This window comes from Azospirillum brasilense (assembly GCF_008365405.1).
Taxonomy (GTDB): Bacteria; Pseudomonadota; Alphaproteobacteria; order Azospirillales; family Azospirillaceae; genus Azospirillum; species Azospirillum brasilense_D.
Genome location: NZ_QOKV01000004.1, coordinates 113,296 through 131,836, shown reverse-complemented (window position 1 = coordinate 131,836; position 18,541 = coordinate 113,296). Strand labels below are relative to the sequence as shown.

Annotated in this window: 17 protein-coding genes; 6 read left to right on the top strand and 11 right to left on the bottom strand. The window is 71.7% G+C overall.

Features of this window, described 5'->3' with window-relative positions; translation table 11 throughout:
• The first annotated feature begins 313 nt into the window (after window positions 1-313).
• Window positions 314-1,891 (top strand): phospholipase D-like domain-containing protein, encoded by a 1,578-nt coding sequence (locus DS837_RS09120; protein ID WP_149164450.1) that lies wholly within the window; start codon window positions 314-316, stop codon window positions 1,889-1,891.
• Window positions 1,892-1,912: 21 nt separating this feature from the next.
• Here the strand turns inward: DS837_RS09120 and DS837_RS09115 are convergent, their stop codons facing one another.
• The 4 genes from DS837_RS09115 to DS837_RS09100 all read right to left on the bottom strand — a co-directional run bounded on the left by DS837_RS09115 (window position 1,913) and on the right by DS837_RS09100 (window position 5,485).
• Entirely contained in the window at window positions 1,913-3,220 is a 1,308-nt protein-coding gene (locus DS837_RS09115) for a methyl-accepting chemotaxis protein (protein WP_247889833.1), read from the bottom strand.
• 275 nt (window positions 3,221-3,495) lie between these two features.
• On the bottom strand, window positions 3,496-4,266 hold the full coding sequence (locus DS837_RS09110; RefSeq protein WP_149164629.1) for an OmpA family protein: 771 nt from the start codon (window positions 4,264-4,266) through the stop codon (window positions 3,496-3,498).
• A complete protein-coding gene (locus DS837_RS09105) occupies window positions 4,266-4,727 on the bottom strand; it encodes a DUF4398 domain-containing protein (RefSeq protein WP_149164449.1) in 462 nt (153 codons plus the stop codon). Before DS837_RS09105 ends, DS837_RS09110 begins: the two co-directional genes overlap by 1 nt.
• Window positions 4,728-4,957: 230 nt before the next feature.
• A complete protein-coding gene (locus DS837_RS09100; protein WP_149164448.1) occupies window positions 4,958-5,485 on the bottom strand; it encodes a hypothetical protein in 528 nt (175 codons plus the stop codon).
• A 218-nt stretch (window positions 5,486-5,703) separates the two neighbouring features.
• Here DS837_RS09100 and DS837_RS09095 point away from each other — a divergent pair, with 218 nt between their 5' ends.
• A complete protein-coding gene (locus DS837_RS09095) occupies window positions 5,704-6,369 on the top strand; it encodes an NnrU family protein (RefSeq protein WP_149164447.1) in 666 nt (221 codons plus the stop codon).
• 76 nt (window positions 6,370-6,445) lie between these two features.
• Complete coding sequence (locus DS837_RS09090) at window positions 6,446-6,715, top strand: DUF2934 domain-containing protein (RefSeq protein ID WP_149164446.1); 270 nt, start codon at window positions 6,446-6,448, stop codon at window positions 6,713-6,715.
• A gap of 10 nt (window positions 6,716-6,725) precedes the next feature.
• Here DS837_RS09090 and DS837_RS09085 read toward each other — a convergent pair whose 3' ends face one another.
• Both DS837_RS09085 and DS837_RS09080 read right to left on the bottom strand, forming a co-directional pair.
• Window positions 6,726-7,463 carry a hypothetical protein gene (locus DS837_RS09085; RefSeq protein WP_247889832.1) on the bottom strand — a complete coding sequence of 246 codons (738 nt, stop codon included), beginning with the start codon at window positions 7,461-7,463 and terminating at the stop codon, window positions 6,726-6,728.
• Between the two features lie 34 nt (window positions 7,464-7,497).
• Window positions 7,498-8,604, bottom strand: coding sequence for a Do family serine endopeptidase (locus tag DS837_RS09080; protein WP_149164445.1), 1,107 nt, complete (start codon window positions 8,602-8,604; stop codon window positions 7,498-7,500).
• Window positions 8,605-9,013: 409 nt separating this feature from the next.
• On the opposite strand from DS837_RS09080, the gene DS837_RS09075 reads away from it, so the two are divergent.
• A complete protein-coding gene (locus tag DS837_RS09075; protein WP_149164444.1) occupies window positions 9,014-9,991 on the top strand; it encodes a protein phosphatase CheZ in 978 nt (325 codons plus the stop codon).
• Between the two features lie 43 nt (window positions 9,992-10,034).
• Window positions 10,035-11,273: a pentapeptide repeat-containing protein gene (locus tag DS837_RS09070; RefSeq protein WP_247889831.1), complete on the top strand. Its 1,239-nt coding sequence runs from the start codon at window positions 10,035-10,037 to the stop codon at window positions 11,271-11,273.
• A 186-nt stretch (window positions 11,274-11,459) separates the two neighbouring features.
• On the opposite strand, the gene DS837_RS09065 is transcribed toward DS837_RS09070, so the two are convergent.
• The 5 genes from DS837_RS09065 to DS837_RS09045 all read right to left on the bottom strand — a co-directional run bounded on the left by DS837_RS09065 (window position 11,460) and on the right by DS837_RS09045 (window position 17,391).
• Window positions 11,460-12,869, bottom strand: coding sequence for a heme biosynthesis protein HemY (locus DS837_RS09065; RefSeq protein ID WP_149164442.1), 1,410 nt, complete (start codon window positions 12,867-12,869; stop codon window positions 11,460-11,462).
• Entirely contained in the window at window positions 12,866-14,710 is a 1,845-nt protein-coding gene (locus DS837_RS09060) for a COG4223 family protein (RefSeq protein WP_149164441.1), read from the bottom strand. The genes DS837_RS09065 and DS837_RS09060 overlap by 4 nt, the downstream gene beginning before the upstream one ends.
• A 62-nt stretch (window positions 14,711-14,772) precedes the next feature.
• Entirely contained in the window at window positions 14,773-15,528 is a 756-nt protein-coding gene (locus DS837_RS09055; protein WP_149164440.1) for a uroporphyrinogen-III synthase, read from the bottom strand.
• 12 nt (window positions 15,529-15,540) lie between these two features.
• A complete protein-coding gene (gene hemC, locus DS837_RS09050; protein WP_149164439.1) occupies window positions 15,541-16,467 on the bottom strand; it encodes a hydroxymethylbilane synthase in 927 nt (308 codons plus the stop codon).
• A gap of 87 nt (window positions 16,468-16,554) precedes the next feature.
• Window positions 16,555-17,391: a class I SAM-dependent methyltransferase gene (locus tag DS837_RS09045; RefSeq protein ID WP_149164438.1), complete on the bottom strand. Its 837-nt coding sequence runs from the start codon at window positions 17,389-17,391 to the stop codon at window positions 16,555-16,557.
• A gap of 72 nt (window positions 17,392-17,463) precedes the next feature.
• Here DS837_RS09045 and tsaD point away from each other — a divergent pair, with 72 nt between their 5' ends.
• Window positions 17,464-18,537 (top strand): tRNA (adenosine(37)-N6)-threonylcarbamoyltransferase complex transferase subunit TsaD, encoded by a 1,074-nt coding sequence (gene tsaD, locus DS837_RS09040; RefSeq protein ID WP_149164437.1) that lies wholly within the window; start codon window positions 17,464-17,466, stop codon window positions 18,535-18,537.
• The last annotated feature ends 4 nt before the right edge of the window (window positions 18,538-18,541 follow it).

Here is an 18,541-nt window from a genome sequence, read left to right as displayed (position 1 = left end):
TTTGGCCGGGCGCCCTCCTGGCGGGGGTTCGGGCGGGGATTCAGTCCGGCGCCCTGCGGCCCGGCGCCCTGCGGCGCGCCCGTCCCCCATTCGCCCATCCCCAACAGGAGGCCGGGCGCATCGTTTCGGAAAAACCGGACGGTCATCCGATCCTTTGGCCCGATCTTTTGGCGAATTGCACACCGTCCGGGCTTTTCGTCCGCGCCCATCCAGATGCGGATGCCGGGCGATTCCGGAGCAGCCGGGCGGCCCGCGGAACAGGCCGCCGCCGGAAAGGTTGACGCAAGCACCGTTACGGCACGTCGAGGCAGGAATGAGCGATCATCGGGATGCGGCGGACCTTGCCGGGGCGCGGCCCATCCTGCGCCCCGGCGCCACCTGTTGGCGGGCCGAACGCGCGGACCGGTTGGCCGTGCTGGTCGATGGAGCCGCCTTCTTCGCGGCGGTGCGCGCCGCCCTGCTGCGGGCGCGGCGGTCGGTGATCCTGCTCGGCTGGGACATCGATCCGCGGATGCGCCTCGATCCCCACGACCCGGAAACGCTGGGCGACTTCCTCGCCCGCCTGATCCATCACCGCCCGTCGCTGCGGATCCACGCGCTGAAGTGGGACATGCCGTTCCCGATCTCGCTGGAGCACCCGCACGGCCCGCTGGAGCGGCTGAACCGCCGCACCGGCCCGCGGCTGACGCTGGAACTGGACGACGCCCTGCCGGTGGGCGCGGCGCAGCACCAGAAGCTGGTGGTGGTCGACGACGCGCTGGCTTTCTGCGGCGGCATCGATCTGGCCGGCGATCGCTGGGACACGCCGGAGCATCGGGACAACGACCCGCGCCGCCGCTGGCCGACCGGGGAGCTTCACGCACCGCGCCACGACGTCATGATGGCGGTGGACGGCCCCGCCGCCCGCGCGCTGGGTGTGATGGCGCGCGAGCGCTGGAGCCACGCCACCGGACAGGTTCTGCCGCCCCCGCCGCCAGAAGGCATTTCGGGCGCCGATCCCTGGCCGGAGGGGCTGCACCCGCTGATCACCGACGCGGTGGTGGGCATCGCCCGTACGCTTCCCGACTGTCTGGTCGGCCGTCCGGTCCGCGAGAACGAGGCGCTGACCTTCGCCGCCATCGCCGGGGCGCGGCGCAGCATCTATCTGGAGAACCAGTATTTCGCCTCCTTCCGGGTGGCCGAGGCGCTGGCCCGGCGGCTGCGCGAGCCGGACGGGCCGGAGGTGGTGGTCGTCGTCCCCATGGAAAGCCCGAGTTGGTTCGACCGCATGGCCATGGACACGCCGCGCGGCGTGGTGCTTCAGGAGCTGCGCGCCGCCGACCGCTATGGACGGCTGCGCGCCATGACCCCGCTGACCGAGGGCGGCAACGGCATCGTCGTGCATTCCAAGCTGATGGTGGTGGACGACCGGCTGCTGCGCATCGGCTCGAGCAACCTGAACAACCGTTCCATGGGCTACGACACGGAATGCGACTTGGCGGTGGAGGCCCCGCCGGGAGACCGCAGCACCGCCAACGCCATCGGCGCGGTGCGCAACCGTCTGCTGGCCGAGCATATGGGCGTGGATCCGTCGGACCTGACCGCCGCCGTCCGCGCCACGGGCAGTCTGGTGGCCGCCATCGACCGGTTGAACAAACCGTCGGGGCGCCGGTTGGCGCCGCTGCCCAACACCGACCCCGGCCTGACCGAGCAGGCCTTCGCCGCCCTGCGCATCGCCGATCCCGATCGTCCCGAGGAAGCCTGGGCGGTGTGGAAGCGCATGCCCCCGGCCCCCGCGCCGGCCCGCTCCCTGACACGCGCGGTGGGTGCGGCCCTGTTCACCGCCGGGGCGATCGCCGGGGTCTACGCCGTTGCACAGGCCATTGTCGAGACCGAGCGCGGCGACCGCTGAGCGGTTTGCCGCCTCCCGCCGTCAGGCGGCGCGCTTACGGATGCCGGACAGGCCGCGCAGTTCCTGCTCCAGACCGTTCAGCCTCGCCAGCCCGCCGCTGATCGCCTCCAGCTCCCGGCGCAGCCCCTCGGGCACGCGCAGGTCGCCGGCGAAACCGGCCAGGGCGTCGGACAGGGAGTCGCCCAGCCGGTCCAGTTCGCCCATCAAGTGCCGCCCGTGCCCGGCGACGTCCTGCTGGCCGGTGCTGAGGCTTTGCAGGCGGTCGGCCAGATCGGACAGCAGCGCGTGCTCGGCGGCCACCTTGGCCTGGGCGTCCTGCCCGGCGATCTGCTGGGCGATCGCCTGCTGCATGCGGTCGATGCCCTTCTGGATCACCTGGATGGCCTCGTTCGACTGGCGGGCCAGATCGCGCACCTCGTTCGCCACCACGCGGAAGCCGTGGCCGTATTCCCCGGCCCGCGTCGCCTCGATGGCGGCGTTCAGCGCCAGCATGTTGGTGGCGGACATGATGCGGGTGATGGCGTTGACCGAATCCTCCAGCGCGCGGGACTCCGCGACGATTTGCTCGAACCGCGTCAGGTCGGAGGTCGCCTCCGCCCGGCGGCGGTCCAGATGCTCCTGAAGGCTGGCAAGAAGCTCCCGGTTCTCCGTGGCGCAGCGCTGGGCGTCGTCGTGGCGGCCGGCGACCTGCACCCCGCTGTCGCGGATGAAGCCGACCAGGGCGGCCACCGCATCCTGCGTGTCGGACAGGCGGCCGCGCAGGGCCTGCACCTCCCGCTCTGCCTGGTCGAGTGCCGCGCCGACGCGGGCCTTGGCCAGTTCGACCGCCTGCGGCACCTCGGCGATGGCGCGCTCCGCCTCCGGCGGGATGCCTTGGGGGCGTCGCGCGAAGGCCAGCCGGGCGGCGCACAGGCTGCCGAACTCGTCCAGCGGGCCGTCCATGCCGTTGTCGCGCAGCAGGCGCCGCCAGACCTCCAAATCCCGGTGCAGGGTGACGAACAGGCGGTTGGCCTCGTCCGTCGTCAGCGTCTCGCCGTCGAAGGTCAGATGTTCGTGCGGGATGAAGTTGAACAGCGAGGTGACCATGGTCCGCCGCGTTTCCAGAACCCAATACTGGACGACCATCACCACCATGATGGTGACGATCATGCCGAGCGCCGCCGCCGGTCCCTCCGGCACGCCGAAACGGTGCAGCGTGGCGTTCCACAGCGGGTTGAGGAGGACCACCACCAGGATCACCGGAACGCCGATGATGAGAAGAAGCAAAGCCTGCGCCTTCAGGAATCCCTTGCTGAGCATCGCCCCCTCGTCACCCTGTCCAGTGGTCATTCCGAATCCTCGCGCAATCAAAAGGACGCTTCAGTCCTTTGTGTTCGCGCATGGTAAAACCACACACCATAAAAGGTAAAGAAAGATTGAGTTTGCCTTGCATTCGAGACAATTTATCTCGGAAGGCCGAGGCTCGGCCGCAATGGCGGTGCGCAACGGGCAAATCAGTTCGGGAAAAACGGCCTGGAATCGGGCCGGAATCGACGCGGGCGAGCCGTTTCCGGCCCGCCCGTTCTTGAACATGCACGGTCTGCGTCAAATGGCAGCACAGTCCGTCACGGGCGCGTTTCCGCCACCGAGCCCGGCTCGGAGATCACGATGTCGACGCGGCGGTTCTGCTGGCGTCCCGACTCCGTGCTGTTGGAGGCGACCGGCTGGGCCGACCCCAGTCCCTGGGCGGCGATGCGGCTGGGGTTGACGCCGCGCGCGGTCAGCGCGTCGCGCACCGCCATGGCCCGCTCCTCGGACAGACGCAGGTTGGTGGCCGACGAGCCGGTGGTGTCGGTGTAGCCCTCGATCCGCACGGTCCGTTCCGGATTGCGCTGAAGGAAGTTGGCGAGTTCGCTCAGACGCGCGTCGGCGCCCGGAGTCAGGCGGGCGCTGCCGGTGGCGAACAGCACGTCGCCCAGCGACATCACCAGCCCGCGTTCCGTCCGCTCCGCCTGGAGGGCGCGGATCTGGTCCTGGAGGCGGTAGGTCTCGGCGTTGGCGACGACCTGCTGCGCGCCCTTCATCGCCGCCACGTCCTGGGCGATCTGGAGCTGCCGGTTGGCGAGATAGGCCTGATGGTCCATCTCCGCGGTGTTGCCGTCGCTGCGCGCCCGCTCGCCGCGCTGCAGCGCCTCTTCGGCGCGGCGCAGCTCCAGCGTGGCGTTGCTCGCCAACTGCGGGTTGGCGGCGGCGCCGGAATAGGACTGGCGCGCCTGGGCCAGGGCCGGGGTGTCGTCCGGGGTGGCGCAGGCGCCCAGCGACAGGGCCACGACGCCAAGCGAGGCCAGGGCCAGGCTTTTCCTCACCTTGCGGGTCTTCTCGTTTGCGGCGTGCATCACGGCGTGCCCTCCAGCGTGCGCGGGGAATCCCAGGTCGAGGTCCCGCTCATGCCCGACGGGGCCAGGGGAGCGGCGGCGGAGGCGGCGGGCGCCCGGCCCGGAACCGAAGCGCCCGGCACACCGCTGTTGGGATTCGCGAGCGTGCGCACCGCGCTGGCGGCCTGCTGCGCCGTCGCGCGCTGCGAGCGCACGGTGGCGAGTTCGGCGTCGGCCTGCGCCTGCTCGGCGAGGCGGCGGGCCTGGGTCCGCTCGTCCTCGCGCATGGCGGCGTCGGCGGCGGCCAGCTTCTCGCGGGCGGACTGGAACTCCGCGGGGGCGTGCTGGAGGGCGCCGGCCCGTTCGGCCTGCTGGATGGCCTGCGCCGACGCGCCGAGCTGGGCGGTGGGCGGCGGCACGCTGCCGGCGCAGGCGGCCAGCCCGACCGACGCCGACAGGATGACAGCGGCCCTCCATCCCACCCTGGGCCATCCGAATGTCGAAGTGCTGTTGCGGTTCATGCTGCGGCTTCCCGAATGACCGCGGCGCACGGCCGCGGGAGAGTGAACGCCGCTCCAACGCGCCGCCGGGTGGAAGGTTCCTTCTCGGCACATCCGCACCGGGAAACGGCCCGCTTGCGCGCACAAAGACGGCCGGGGGAGCGCCCCGGCCGCAAGGTCTGCCTGGGTGGGAGGATGGATGGGGAGGGGGGTTACTTCTGGATGCCGGTGACCTGCTGCTGGGCCTTGTTGCCGATGCCGGCGGAAAGGTTGGAGACGGTGCCGAGGTTCTGGTTGAACAGGGCGCCCGGCGCGCCGAACTGCATGGCCTTGACCTGCTGCTGGGCGGTGTTGCCGATGCCGACGGCGCTGTTGCTGACGGTGCCGGCGTTGCTGTTGAAGCCGCCCAGAGCGAAGGGCGCCTTCACCCCGCCGCCCATCCCGCCACCGGTCTGCAGGCCGAAGACCTGCTGCTTGGCCTTGTTGCCGACCCCGGCGGCGAGGTTGGAGACGTTGCCCAGGTTGGAGGCGGTGCCGAAGGGCCCGGCCAGCCCGCCGCCGGCTTGAACGCCCATCACCTGCTGCTGCGCCTTGTTCTGGATGCCCGCGGCGGTGTTGGAGATGACGCCCAGGTTGCTGGCGTTGCCGAGCGGGATGCCGCCGGTCATCAGGTCGCCGGCGAAGGCCGGGGCGGAGCACAGGACGGCGACGGCGGCGGCGATCAGGGTGGTGCGGCGCATGGTGTGGTTTCCTTCCGGTGTCTGGGGGAGTTGGCTTCTGGGGGGTGTCTGCCGGTTCCGTCTGCGTCGGGGCCCGGCCTGTTCGATGACCGGACAGTACGCCCCGCCGCCCATCCCCGCTGTGGCCTGCGCCACACTCGGATGCGGTTTGCTTTCAGCGCCGCAGGATTGACGTTCATCAAGACTCCGTCGGGCAAATCGGTGTCTTCTCCGTCCCCATGACCACCGACCTTTTCCTCGCCGCCCTGTTCCTGTTCGCCACCCACGCCGTGCCGTCCTGGCCGGGGGTGCGGCCCTGGCTGATCGCCCGGATGGGGCGGGGTGGGTTCGTCGCCCTGCATTCGCTGGGCTCGCTGCTGGCGCTCGGCCTGTTCGTCTGGGCCTACCGCGAGGCCGGGGGCGGCGAGCCGCTGTTCGTTCCCGCCGGCTGGGCGGCGCCGCTCGTCGTCGCGCTGATGCCGCTGTCCTTCCTGCTGATCGCCGCCCGCGTCACCAGCAAGGCCGGCGAGCCCGACGCCCCCAACCCGCCGCGGGGCATCTACCGGATCACCCGCTTTCCCGGCAGCATGGGGCTGCTGCTGTGGGCGCTGCTGCATCTGCAAGCCACCGGGGACGGGCGGCGGGTCGTGCTGTTCGTCGCGATGGCGGCCATCGCGCTGTTCGCCATGGTCAAGAACGACTGGCTGCTGCGCCGGAGTGCGGCCGGGCGGGCCTACCGGACGGAGACCTCCGCGCTGCCCTTCGCCGCCGTCCTGGCCGGACGTCAGAGCTTCCGCCCCGGAGAGATCGGCTGGGGCCGTGTCCTGGGCGCGCTGGCCGCCTACGCCGCGATGATCGCGGTGCATCCCTGGCTGTTCGGGGTCAGCCCGCTCTATTGGCTGTAGCGGAAAGGCCTGCGGCACGCCGGTGCGGTCCGCCTGTTGACGGTCATGAAACAGACCGCACTGGGAGGACAGCGTCATGGAGCATCACACCGGCCCCGACGACCCCCGCGTCCGCGAGCGCGCCCACGCCATCTGGGAGCGTGAGGGCCGTCCCGAGGGGCGCCACATCGCGCATTGGCAGCAGGCCGCCCGCGAGATCGCCGAGGAGGACGCCGTCCCCGGTCCGGAGGCCGGGCTGCAGACCCCCGACAGCGCCAGCGAGCGCGCCCTGCACGAGGCCGCCGAGCATCTACGCGGCGTGGACGCGCACAGCCACCACCGCCAGTCGTCGCCAGCGGAAGGCTGACGGCGGCCCGTCAGTCCTCGTCGTCCAGGGACAGTTGGCGGACTTCCAACCGGGGATCGGGCCGTTGGGAACTGGGTTGCGGCAGCGGGCGCGGCTCCGCCGCCCGGCCCGTGGCGGCTGGCGGCGCGGCGCGCGGCGGGCGCAGCGGCTTGTTCACCGTTCCGCGTGGCCCGATGCTCGGCTCGTCGCCGAAGTCGGGCAGGGGCGGGCAGCGGTCCATCACCGCGCGCATCAGGACGGCGACGCGGTCCGTCTGCTTGCGCAGGCCCTGCCCGCGCTCCCCCTCATAGAGCGGGTCGTCGAGGAACTTGCGGATCTCCATCAGCGCGCGGAACTCCACCCCCACCGTCTCGTGGGTGCCGATGGGCAGCGCCTTGACCCGCGCGAAGGTGTTGAAGAAGCCCAGGCTCTCCTCCACGAACAGGATCACCATGCGGGCGTGCAGGCGTTCCAGCGCGGTGGTCATCGGACCGATCAGCTCCTCCATCTCCGACGGGGCGGCGTCCAGCCGTTCCTGGGTCACCGCGGCCAGCGAGAAGAAGTCGCGCACCTTGCGGGAGAATTTGCGGTAGCGGCCCATCCCGCCGACCGACACGCGCTCCCGCGCCGCCGCCGCCAGATCCGCGCAGGTCTTCAGCATGTCGTCGAGCCGCATCAGCATGCGGGCGACCTCGCGCTGGCGCTGGGCCGCGCTGACCATGGGGGCGGGCGGGGCCTGCCGGCGGGGAGGGGAGGGGCGGCCGATCATCAGACCATGGTTATCCCGATCCGGTCCGCCGGGTCTAGTTCCCCGTGCGGACGTTCAGCACCCGTTCGCTGCCGCCGCGCAGGACGGTCACCTGCAAGGGCGTGCCGGCCCGCACCAGACCCATGCGGTTGCGGAAGTCGGTGGCGCTGCGCACCGGGCGCCCGTTCACCGCGGTCACCACGTCGCCGCTGCGGAACCCGGCGCGGTCGGCGGCGGACCCGCGCTCCACCTGGGCGATGACCGCCCCGGCGTCGCCGGCCAGATTCATGCTGTCCGCCAGATCGGGGGTCAGGTCCTGGATGGAGACCCCCAGCCGGCCGCGCCGCACCTCGCCGTATTCGACCAGCTGCTCCATCACCGAGCGGACGATGCTGACCGGGACGGCGAAGCCGATCCCGACCGACCCGCCGGCCGGGCCGATGATCGCGGTGTTGATGCCGACCAACTCCCCGCTGAAGTTCACCAGCGCGCCGCCGGAGTTGCCGGGATTGATGGAGGCGTCGGTCTGGATGAAGTCCTCGTACCCCTCGATCTTCAGCCCGCTGCGGCCGAGCGCCGAGACGATGCCGGAGGTCACCGTCTGGCCCAGCCCGAAGGGGTTGCCGATGGCGACCAGGAAGTCGCCGACCTTCAACTGGTCCGAATCGCCCCAGGACAGGGCGGTCAGCTTCTCCGCCTCGATCTTCAGCAGCGCGATGTCGGTCGCCGCGTCCCGCCCGACCAGCTTGGCGCGCAGGCGGCGCCGGTCCTTCAGGGTGACGGCGATTTCCTGCGCGTTCTCCACCACATGGGCGTTGGTGATGACGTAGCCGCGCCGCGCGTCCACGATGACGCCTGACCCGGCGCTGACCTGGGGGCGGGCCTGCTGCTCGGGAACGTTGAAGAAGCGGCGGAAGAAGGGATCGCGCAGCAGCGGGTTTTCGGCCTGCGGCGCCCGCGACAGGACGGCGATGTTGACGACGGCGGGGGTCACCTGCTCCAGCATCGGCGCGATGGTCGTCACCCCGGTGACCCCGGCGGGCAGGGCTGCCGCGGCGGGGGCGGGCACCAGACCCGCGCCCGGAACGCCGATCCCCAAAAGCCCGGCCACGCACGCCGCCCCCGCAAACCGAAGCGCCGCGAACCGAAGCGTCGTCCTCATCGGCATCTTGTCCCCGTTCCTGTTGTTCCGAACCGCGTTTCCGCGGCTGATGTGGGCGAACGGCGCCCTTGGGTCAAGCCTGCGCGCCCTTTGCCCCACCGCTCGGCCAGCGCCGGGGCGGCGGAGTATAGGGCAGCGGCGGCGACGGGAGAATCCTCAATGCCGTGGCCCGGCCTCCATGGTCCGCTCCGCTCCGGTGACCGACTTCCATGCATGGTTGCATGACGACAGGGTGCGTCATCGTGCACCGTCCATGACGTCATTAAGACTTTGTTCAGCGGGATCTGCGAGGCAGAGGTGTATGGGATTTGTCTGAAATCCAGGCCATGTCCGGTGTAACCTCAGTTTTCCTAAGACGTGCTTTCCTCCATGGCGGATTCTCAACAGCGGCCCGCCGACGGTGACGACGATGAGCGATGTTCCTCTGATGGAACTGACCGAGCATGACTACCTCCAGATGGAGGAGGCGCTGTCGCAGACCGCGCGCGGCCGCGCGTTCCTGCGCATGCGCGACCGGCGATCCCGCGTGGTCGCGGTGGACGAGTTCCACCGGCTGACCGGCGCGCTGGAACAGCAGGTCAACCGGCTGCGCGGGGTGGACCCCGGCGCCTTGCCCCGCCCGCTGCCGGGGGGCGGCCTGAGCGGCGGTATGGGTGACGGCTTGCAGCTTCAGCAGGAGCTGATGTCGATCACCCAGGTGGTGCGCGAGACGCGCAGCGACATCGCAGCGCTGCGCCCCGCCGACACCGGGTCGAACCGCATCGAGGCGGCGACCGGCGAGCTGGACGAGATCGTCGCGGCGACCGAGCGGGCGACCACCGACATCCTGAACGCCACCGAGAAGATCCAGGAGATCACCCAGGGCATCCCGCGCACCGATCCCGACATCGCGGAAATGGTCGACGCCATCGACGCCTGGAGCATCGAGATCATGACCGCCTGCGCCTTCCAGGACATCACCGGTCAGCGCACCACCAAGGTGGTCAACACGCTGCGCTACATCGAGCAGCGCGTGAACACGATGATCGAGATCTGGGGTGTCGACCGCATCGCCACCGCCTCGGAAACCGCGTCCATGGGCGAGGGGGCGTCCCACCGCAAGCTGGGCGACACCCGGCCCGACGCGCATCTGCTGAACGGCCCGCAGCTCGGCGGGCCGGAGGTCAGCCAGGACGACATCGACGCCCTGTTCGACACCCTGGCCACGCAGATCCCCCAGGTGCTGGAACGGGCCGAGCCGGCCGACGCGCCCGCACCGCCCCCTCCGCCTCCTTCTCCGCCTCCCGCCGCTGCGAAGCCGGCCCCGCGACCCGCCGCCCCGGCGCCCGAACCGTCGGGCGGCGGCAGCGGGATTTCGCAGGCCGACATCGACGCTCTGTTCGCCTGAGGCGCCGATGGCGAACGACGGCTCCCACAAGTCCCGGATACGCTTGAGCCAGGAGCAGCTGGACCGGGTGTGCGAGCGCCATGTCCGCTTCACCGAGGGGCGGCCCAACGGCGCCCGCGCCAACCTGCCCTTCTTCGACCTGACCGGACTCGACCTGTCGGGCCGCAACCTGACCGGCGCGCATCTGTCGGGCGCCATCCTGCGCGACGCCCGGATGCAGGGCGCCATCCTCGACCACGCCGACCTCTATGGCGCGGACCTGCGCGGCGCCGACCTCTCGGAAGCCCGCCTCTACCGCACCGACATGCGCGGCGCCAACGTGCGCGGCGCCATCCTGGACGGCGCGGTGATGGTGGAGGTCGACCTGCGCGATGGCAGCGTCGCCAACCGCAGCGCGTCCGGCGAGCTGAAGGTGGTCGGCTTCGAGCCGGGACCGGCGGACATGGCCTCGGCCAAGCTGACCAACGCCGACATGGCGCGGGCCAAGCTGTCGGGCAGCTTCGCGCGGGCGGCGGATTTCACCAACTCCCGCCTGTCGGGGGCGCGGCTCCAGCGCACCGACCTGCGCGACTGCAACTTCTCCGGCGCCGACCTTCAGGGGGCGGACCTGAACGGTGCCGACCTGCGCGGCGCCATCCTGGACGGCGCCAAGGTGTCCGAACTCGACCTCGTCACCTCCATTCGCACGGACGAGGAGGCGGTGGCGGCGGCCCAGACGCCCGCGCCCATCCCGGAACCGGACGAGGACCCGGCGGCGGAGCCCCCCCGGCCGGCGATCCCGGCGGCGGACATCGAGGTTCTGCTGCACCAGCACCTGCTGTGGCTCGGCACCAGCGGCCAGAAGGGGCGCCAGCTCGACCTGACCGGTCTGAACCTCGACGGGGCGGACCTGTCGGGCAAGGTGCTGACGCTCGCCAAGGGCTCCGGCGTGCGGCTGCGCCACGCCCGGCTGAACGGCGCGCAGCTCCAGGCGGCCCAGTTCGACGGCGCCGATCTGCGCTCCGCCGACCTGCGCGGCGCCGATCTGCGCGGCGCGAAGCTGGACCGTGCGATCCTCATCGACGGCTGTCTGGACGGGGCCAATCTGGGGATGCTGCTGATCAGCGCCGGAGCGAAGGTGATGCGCGCCTCGCTGGTGCGCGCCCGCATGGCCGGCGCCTCGCTCAGCGCGACGAACATGAAGGGCTGCGACCTGACGCTGGCCGACCTGACCGGCTGCGACCGCAGCAGCGCGATCTTCGACGAGGCCATCCTGGACGGCGCCCGGCTGGGCAACGCGTAGGGTTCGGGACCGAAGAGCGTCCTGCTTTTCTGATCTACCACAGAGACACGGAGGCACAGAGAACGACGGTTCGCCGGTCGGATCTCTGTGTCTCCGTGTCTCTGTGGTTCACCGTCTCCGCAAAGAAAAAGCCCCTCCCCGGCGGACCGGGAAGGGGCTTTTTTCTTTGATGCGACCGACGCGGGACTAGGTCGCTCCCTGGGGAGCGATCTGGCCTCCGGGCGCAACGCCCGGCTGGCCGGTCACGGGCTCCGTCACCTGATGGGTGATGGCCGCCGGAGCGGCCTCCGGGCTCATCAGCGACATGCTGACGGTCGGGGTCTTCCATTCCAGACTGTCGAAGGCGCCGCAATGGCCGCACAGGCCCCCCCAGCTCGGGCTGACCGCGTTGCAGGCGCTGCAGGTCCAGGCCGCGTCCGCCGGGGCGTTGGCCGCCTGGGCCAGCCAGGCGCGCGCCGCCTCCTCGTCCTGCCGCTCCGCCCGCTCCAGCTCGGCCAGGAGCTGGAAGACGCGGCGCGAGGGCCGCATCTCCAGGGCCTTGGTCAGATGGGCGCGGGCCTCGCCCCACAGCTGGGCGTCGAGGGCGGCGCGGGCCACGGCGAGCAGCGACTCGACGTCGTTGGGGGCGTGGTTGCGCAGCTTCTCGAACAGCTTGACGCGGGTCATCGGGTCGTAGCTCGACACCACCTCGCGGTAGGCCGAGGTCAGGTCCGGGTGCGGGTTGACGCGCCAGCAGCGCTCGATGGTCTTGGCGGCGTTCTTGTGCTTGCCGATGGCCATCTGCAGCCGGGCCGCGCGGGCCGCCGCCGGGACGAAGCCGGACAGCAGGTCGTGCGCCGCCTGCGCGTGCGACAGGGCCGAATCGGACCGGCCGCGGCGCTCCGCCTCGAAGCTGCGCTCCAGAAGCAGGGTGGCGCGGTGACGGCGGCCGTCGTCGGGGTTGATGGCGCCGGCCTGGACGGCCTGCTGCAGCGTGCCTTCCGCCGCCGCCCATTCGCCCGAGCGGGCTTCCAGGTCGTACAGCGTGCCGAGCAGCCAGGGCGTGTTGGGCTGGAGCGACTGGGCGCGGCGGGCGAGCTGCAGCGCCTCCACCCGGTCGCCGGCCTTCAGCGACTGCGTCAGCAGGCCGCGCAGGCCAAGGAAGGCGGTCTCCGGCCGGTCGAGCATGGCGGTGAAGTATTCCTTCGCCGCGCGGTCGTCGCCCTGGAGCTGGGCGGCCTGGGCCGACAGCAGCATGGTCAGCGGCGGCTCGTTGAGCAGCCCGTCGGCCTTGCGCGCCATCTTGCGGGCGGTCGTGGCGTCGCCGGCGGCGACGGCGACCATGCCGCGGGTCAGCGCCTGATAGCCGCGCTCGCGCCGGCGCGACCGGCGGTAGCGGCCGAAGTTGCGCGGCGCGCCGAGGACGGCGCGGGCCAGCCGGTACAGGACGATGCCCGCCGCCAGGGCCGCGACGCCGATCAGGATGGCGATGCCGATGCCGGTCTCGACGACGTAGCCCTGCCAGTTGATGGCGAGGGTTCCGGGATGGTTGGCCAGCCAGACCGCGATCGCGACGACGATGGCGACCTTGATGATGAACCAGATGGCGCGTGTCATTGGGCCGCTCCCTTGACACCGGCGGACTGCGACAGCAGGCCGATGGCGCGGTTGGTGAGCTGCTGGCCGGCCTCGTTGGCGGCCAGACGGGCCTTGGCGTCGGCGATCCAGGGGGCGGCGACCTGCGCCGCCGGACCCTTCAGGGCCGCCAGCTCCTTGACCGCGCCGCCGAGGTTGCCGTCCTGCAGGGCGGCTTCGGCGCGGGCGACCACCGCCGAGGCGCCGTCGCCGACCGCGTCGCCGCCCGAGCGGCGGACGGTGACCAGGGTGGCGATCTTGCCGGTGACCTGCTCCACCCAGTCGTTGCCCTCGCCCTGGTTGTCGGCGCGCACGATGTCGGAGGCCATGGCCGAGAAGCGGTCGGTGAGCTGCGGCTGCGTCGGCACGCCCTTGGCGGCGTAGCCGGCCACGGCCTCCAGCGGCTGCGTCACCTGGGCGTCGCCCGACGCCACGGCGCGGACGGCCTGGAGTTCCTGCTGGAACGGCTGCCCGGCGGCCAGCGCGGAGCGGAGCTGCCCGGAGGCGAGCACCAGCGCCTGGGCGGCGGTGGCGGCGTCGCGGCGGGTCTCCACCGCCTGGTTGACGGCGGCCAGCTCCTGCTTCAGCGCATCCACCTCCTGGCGGATCTGCCCGGCGGCCTGGGCTTCGTTGCCCACCGCGTCGACTCGCTGCTGGACCTGGCCGAGCTGCTCGGTCAGCTGGGCGACGCGCGGGTCGGGCTCGGCCGGGGCGGCGGCGGCGGCGGCGGCCTGCGGACGCTCCTCAAGCTGCTGGATGCGGGCGGTGAGCTGCCCGACGGCGTTGTCCAGCGTCTGCTGGTCGATGCCGGCGGTGGCGTTGCCCTCGGCCGGGGCGGCGGCGGGGCGCTGCTCCAGCTTGGCAAGGCGTTCGGACAGCTGCTGGATCTGGTTGCGCAGGGCCGGGTCGGCCTGCGGCGTGGGCGCCGTGGCGACCGGAGCGGCGGAACCGCCGGCGGTGGGCCAGCCGGGGACGCGCGGGCCCCACCAGGGCTGCGACAGGGCGGCGGCGCCGACCAGCAGGGCGATCAGCGAGACGGCGGTGGCGAAGCCGGCGCCGGACTTGCGCTCCTCGCGCGGCGCTTCGTAGCGCGGCGGCTCGTAGGAGGAGGCGGTGTAGGCGGAGGCGGGGGGCTCCACCGGGGGCGGCGTCTCGCTCCTGACCTCTTCGGATTTGAAGGGATCGGCCTTGGCCTCCTCGATCCGGGTCGCCTCGACCTTGTACTCTTCGGACCGGATCTCCTCGCCCTTGATCGTCTCGGCCTTCGCATCGCCACCCGACAGCGTGTCGGCGGCGCCCGGCAGGGTATCGGCAACGGGCGGCAGGGTCGAGGGCGGCAGGTCCGTGGCCGGCACCGGGCCACCGCCCGGCAGCGTGTCGGCGCCCGGCAGGGTGTCCTCGGCCTTGGCGGGCTCGGTCTTGAACGGTTCGGCGCTTCCGGGGAGGGGAGCGGCGGAGGCGATGATGGCGGCGTCCGGCGGCAGCGGCGTCACCGAATCGGCGGCGTCGGGAGCGTTGCGGTCCTCGCTCGGCGTGGCGGCTTCCAGGTCGGCTTCGCTCAGCTTGATGCGGTGCTTGGCGGCGGAGACGCGGAGGTCGGCGTGGCGGGCCAGCGGAATGGCGCCGCGCTTCTTCCAGCCCTGCACCGTGGTGACCGGGATGTCCAGCTTGTGGGCCATCGGGCGGATGCCGCCGAAGCGTTCGATGATGCGTTCGACGGCGGGGCCGCCGGACACCTGATTCTGGTCGGGCGTCTGGTTCTGGTCGGACGGCGTGTGGCCGTTCGGGTCAGCCTCGTGTTCGGAGCCTGGGCGAGAGGTCATTGGGTGCCTTCTGGTCGCAGTTGTTCTCAACGAACGCCACACAAGCCCCCAAGCGGATGCGCTCAAGCCCGGCCCGTGCCGCCGGATGCTTCCGGCAGCAGGCCGAGCAGAGAGTCCTGCTCCGGCCGTGGCGCCACCCGTACGTTCTGCCACGGTGTCACTCCCAGCTCACCGTACGCGCGGGCAGCCTCCGCGACCGCGGGGCTGAGGCAGAGCGCGTCCACTGTACGACAGCGGTCGATGAGCCCGGCCTCGGCGACAAGCCTAACAAACGAACGGGCGGTACGGGGAGAGAAAAACAACACGGCGTCCAGTGTTCCCGTACGCAACAGCGCCGCCGTGCCGTCCGACAGCCGCGCGCTCGGAACGGCGTCGTACAGCGTTTCCCGCAGGATGGAAAATCCGGCCTCGCCCAGCAGGGCCGACAGGTCCCCGGCAAGCTTGGTTCCTGCGACATGAAGTAGCGGACCCGCTGTTGCGGTGCAGCGTGCGCGCACCAGTTCGGCCAGCGCGTACACGTCGCCGGACGCGCTCTCGACCTGCGTGAAACCGGCCGCGCGGGCGGCGGTCGCGGTGGCGTCGCCGACCGCATAGACCGGACGGTCACGCCGGCTCGTACGTCTGGTGTAGCCCCGTACGCCGTTTGCGCTGGTGAAGAGAAGACCCTGTACGTTCCCGATGTCCGGCTCCGGCCCGTCCAGCCAGCGGATGTCCAGCATCGGCTCCACCGACACGGCGAAGCCCAGCGCGCGCAGACGGGCCGCCAGCGGTTCGGAATCCTCCGCTGGACGGGTGACCAGGAGGTGAGGGGCCGCCATCGCCGGCCGCCGTCAGCTCTTGAAGAAGTCGGGCGGCAGGACCGCCTTGATCTCCGCACCGGCGTCGGCGCCGATGGCGGCGGCATCGCTGGCGTTGCCGCTGCGCTCGGCCCGGAAGACCTGCCGCCCGTCGTTGGACAGCACCTTGGCCTTCAGATGCAGCCGGTCGCCGTCCAGCGTGGCCAGCCCGGCGATGGGGGTGCGGCAGGAGCCGTCGAGCATGGCGAGCAGCGCGCGCTCCGCCGTCACGCGGGCCGTGGTGGCGGCGCAGTTCAGCGGAGCCAGCAGGGTGCGGGTGGCGTCGTCGGCGCTGCGGATCTCGATGCCGATGGCGCCCTGGGCGACGGCGGGCAGCATCTCCTCATGCTCCAGCACGGCGGTGATGCGGTCGGTCAGGCCGAGGCGGCGCAGCCCGGCGAGCGCCAGCAGGGTGGCGTCGACCTCCCCGGCTTCCAGCTTGGCGAGGCGGCTCTGCACGTTGCCGCGGAAGGGCACGACCGTCAGGTCGGGCCGCCGCTCCAGGATCTGGGCCTGACGGCGCAATCCGGCGGTGCCGACGACGGAGCCGGCGGGCAGCGTGTCCACCGTGTGTCCGCCGCGCGAGAAGAAGGCGTCGCGCGTGTCCTCGCGCGGCAGGAGCGTGGCGATCTCCAGCCCGTCGGGCATCCAGGTCGGCACGTCCTTCATCGAATGGACGGCGAGGTCGGCGCGGCCGTCGAGCAGCGCGTCCTCCAGTTCCTTGGTGAACAGGCCCTTGCCGCCGGCCTCGGCCAGCGTGCGGTCCAGAATGCGGTCGCCGGTCGTCTTGAAGACGACGATCTCGATGGCGCCGGGGGCGGCCAGATGCGGGTGCGCCGCGATCAGCCGGTCGCGGGTCTCGTGGGCCTGCGCCAGCGCCAGCGGGCTGCCGCGCGTGCCGATGCGGAGCGGTTGGGTCATGAGGGCAGTGTTCTAGGCGATCCGCCGCGGTTTGCAAGCCTTGGTGACGGGCGCACTACTCTTTGGTGAGGCGCGTCGCCGCGCGTCTCACGATGCGCGCCGCGCCGTGACCACCATGCGGCGGCTGTCCACCGTCCAGGCGGCGTCATCGAAATCGCCGGCCAGCCGTTCGATGGCGAATCCGGCGGCCTCCAGCATCAGCTCCAGCTCGTAACGGAAGATCATCCGCCAGGTGAAGGCGTATTCGGTCACCGCGATCTTGCCGTCCGGCAGCAGCTCGTCGTACCAGCCGTGGATGCGCTGGCACTGCCCCTCGTCGAGGCGGGAGGCCATCGTGTTGCGGATGTAGCTGTTGCCGTTGCGCGGGCTGCGCCGCGGCTCCGACGGGCTGGGCTTCGTCTCGGCGTCCATCGGCAGCGTCAGCGGATTCATCACGTCCAGCGCCAGCGTGCCGCCCGGCGCTAGATGCGCCGCGACGGCGGCCAGCGCGCGGCGCTCCGCCGCCAGTTCCGGGATCAGCATCAGCACGTTGAAGGGAATGGCGGCGAGCCGGAAATTCCGCACCGGCAGATCGAGCGCCGTGGCGTCCTGCCGCACCGGATGGACACGGGCCTGCACCTCCGGCGCCTCGCGCGCCAGCTTGGCGCGGAGTTGGTCGAGCATGGCGGCGGAAACGTCCACCGCCCACACCTCGTGCCCGGCGCGGGCCAGCGGGATGGTCAGGCGCCCGGTGCCGCAGCCGATCTCAAGGACCGGGCCGCCGGTCTCCGCCGCGCGCTCCTTGTAGAAGGGCACGTCGCCCAGCATGCCGAGCCGGGCCAGCGTCGCGGCGTGCTCCGCCCGCGCCTCGCCGATCTCCAGCGACGGGTAGTCGCCGTCGTAATAGACGATGCTGGCGTCGTCGTCGGGGACGTCTTTGTTCATGGAGGGCGAAACCCTGAAGAATCCGGGTCAAGACCCTATACCAGAGCGGTGGAGACGGCTAGTTTGGCGGCCATGATCGTTCTTGGAATCGAAACGAGCTGCGACGAGACGGCGGCGGCCATCGTGACCGACGCGCGGGAGATCCGCGCCGACGTGGTGCTGTCGCAGCTGGACGACCACACGCCCTATGGCGGGGTGGTGCCGGAAATCGCCGCGCGCGCCCATCTGCAGCATCTGGACGGGCTGATCCGCCGCGCCATGAGCGACTCCGGGCTGGGCTTCGCCGACATCGACGCCGTGGCGGCCACCGGCGGGCCGGGGCTGATCGGCGGGGTGATCGTCGGGGTGATGACCGCCAAGGCCATCGCCGCGGCGCGCGGGCTGCCCTTCGTCGCGGTGAACCATCTGGAAGGCCACGCGCTGACCGCCCGGCTGACCGACGATGTGCCCTTCCCCTACCTGCTGCTGCTGGTGTCCGGCGGGCATTGCCAGCTTCTGGTCGTGGAGGGGGTGGGCCAATACCGGCGGCTGGGCACCACCATCGACGACGCGGTGGGAGAGGCGTTCGACAAGACGGCCAAGCTGCTCGGCCTCGGCTATCCCGGCGGGCCTCTGCTGGAGAAGGCGGCGGCGCTGGCGACGAATCCGGGCCGCTTCGACCTGCCGCGGCCGATGGTCGGGCGCCCCGGCTGTGACTTCTCCTTCTCCGGCCTGAAGACCGCGGTGCGGCGCCATGTCGAGGAACTGGGGACTCCCCTCTCGGCGGAGGACCGGGCCGACCTCGCCGCCGCCTTCCAGAACACGGTCGCCGAGGTGATGGCCGACCGCTGCGCCCGCGCCATGCGCCAGTTCAAGGAGACGCACCCGCAGGGCGGCGCCCTGGTGGTGGCCGGCGGCGTGGCGGCCAACAGGACGCTGCGCGCCCGCCTACAAACGCTGGCCAACCGCGAGGGCATGCCCTTCGTGGCGCCGCCGCTGGGGCTGTGCACCGACAACGCGGCGATGATCGCCTGGGCGGGGATCGAGCGCTTGCGGCTGGGCCAGACCGACCCGCTGGACTTCGCCCCGCGCCCGCGCTGGCCGCTCGATCCCACGGCGAAGCCCGCCATCGGCAAGGCCGGGGTGGGCTCCGGCGTGAAGGCATGAGGGA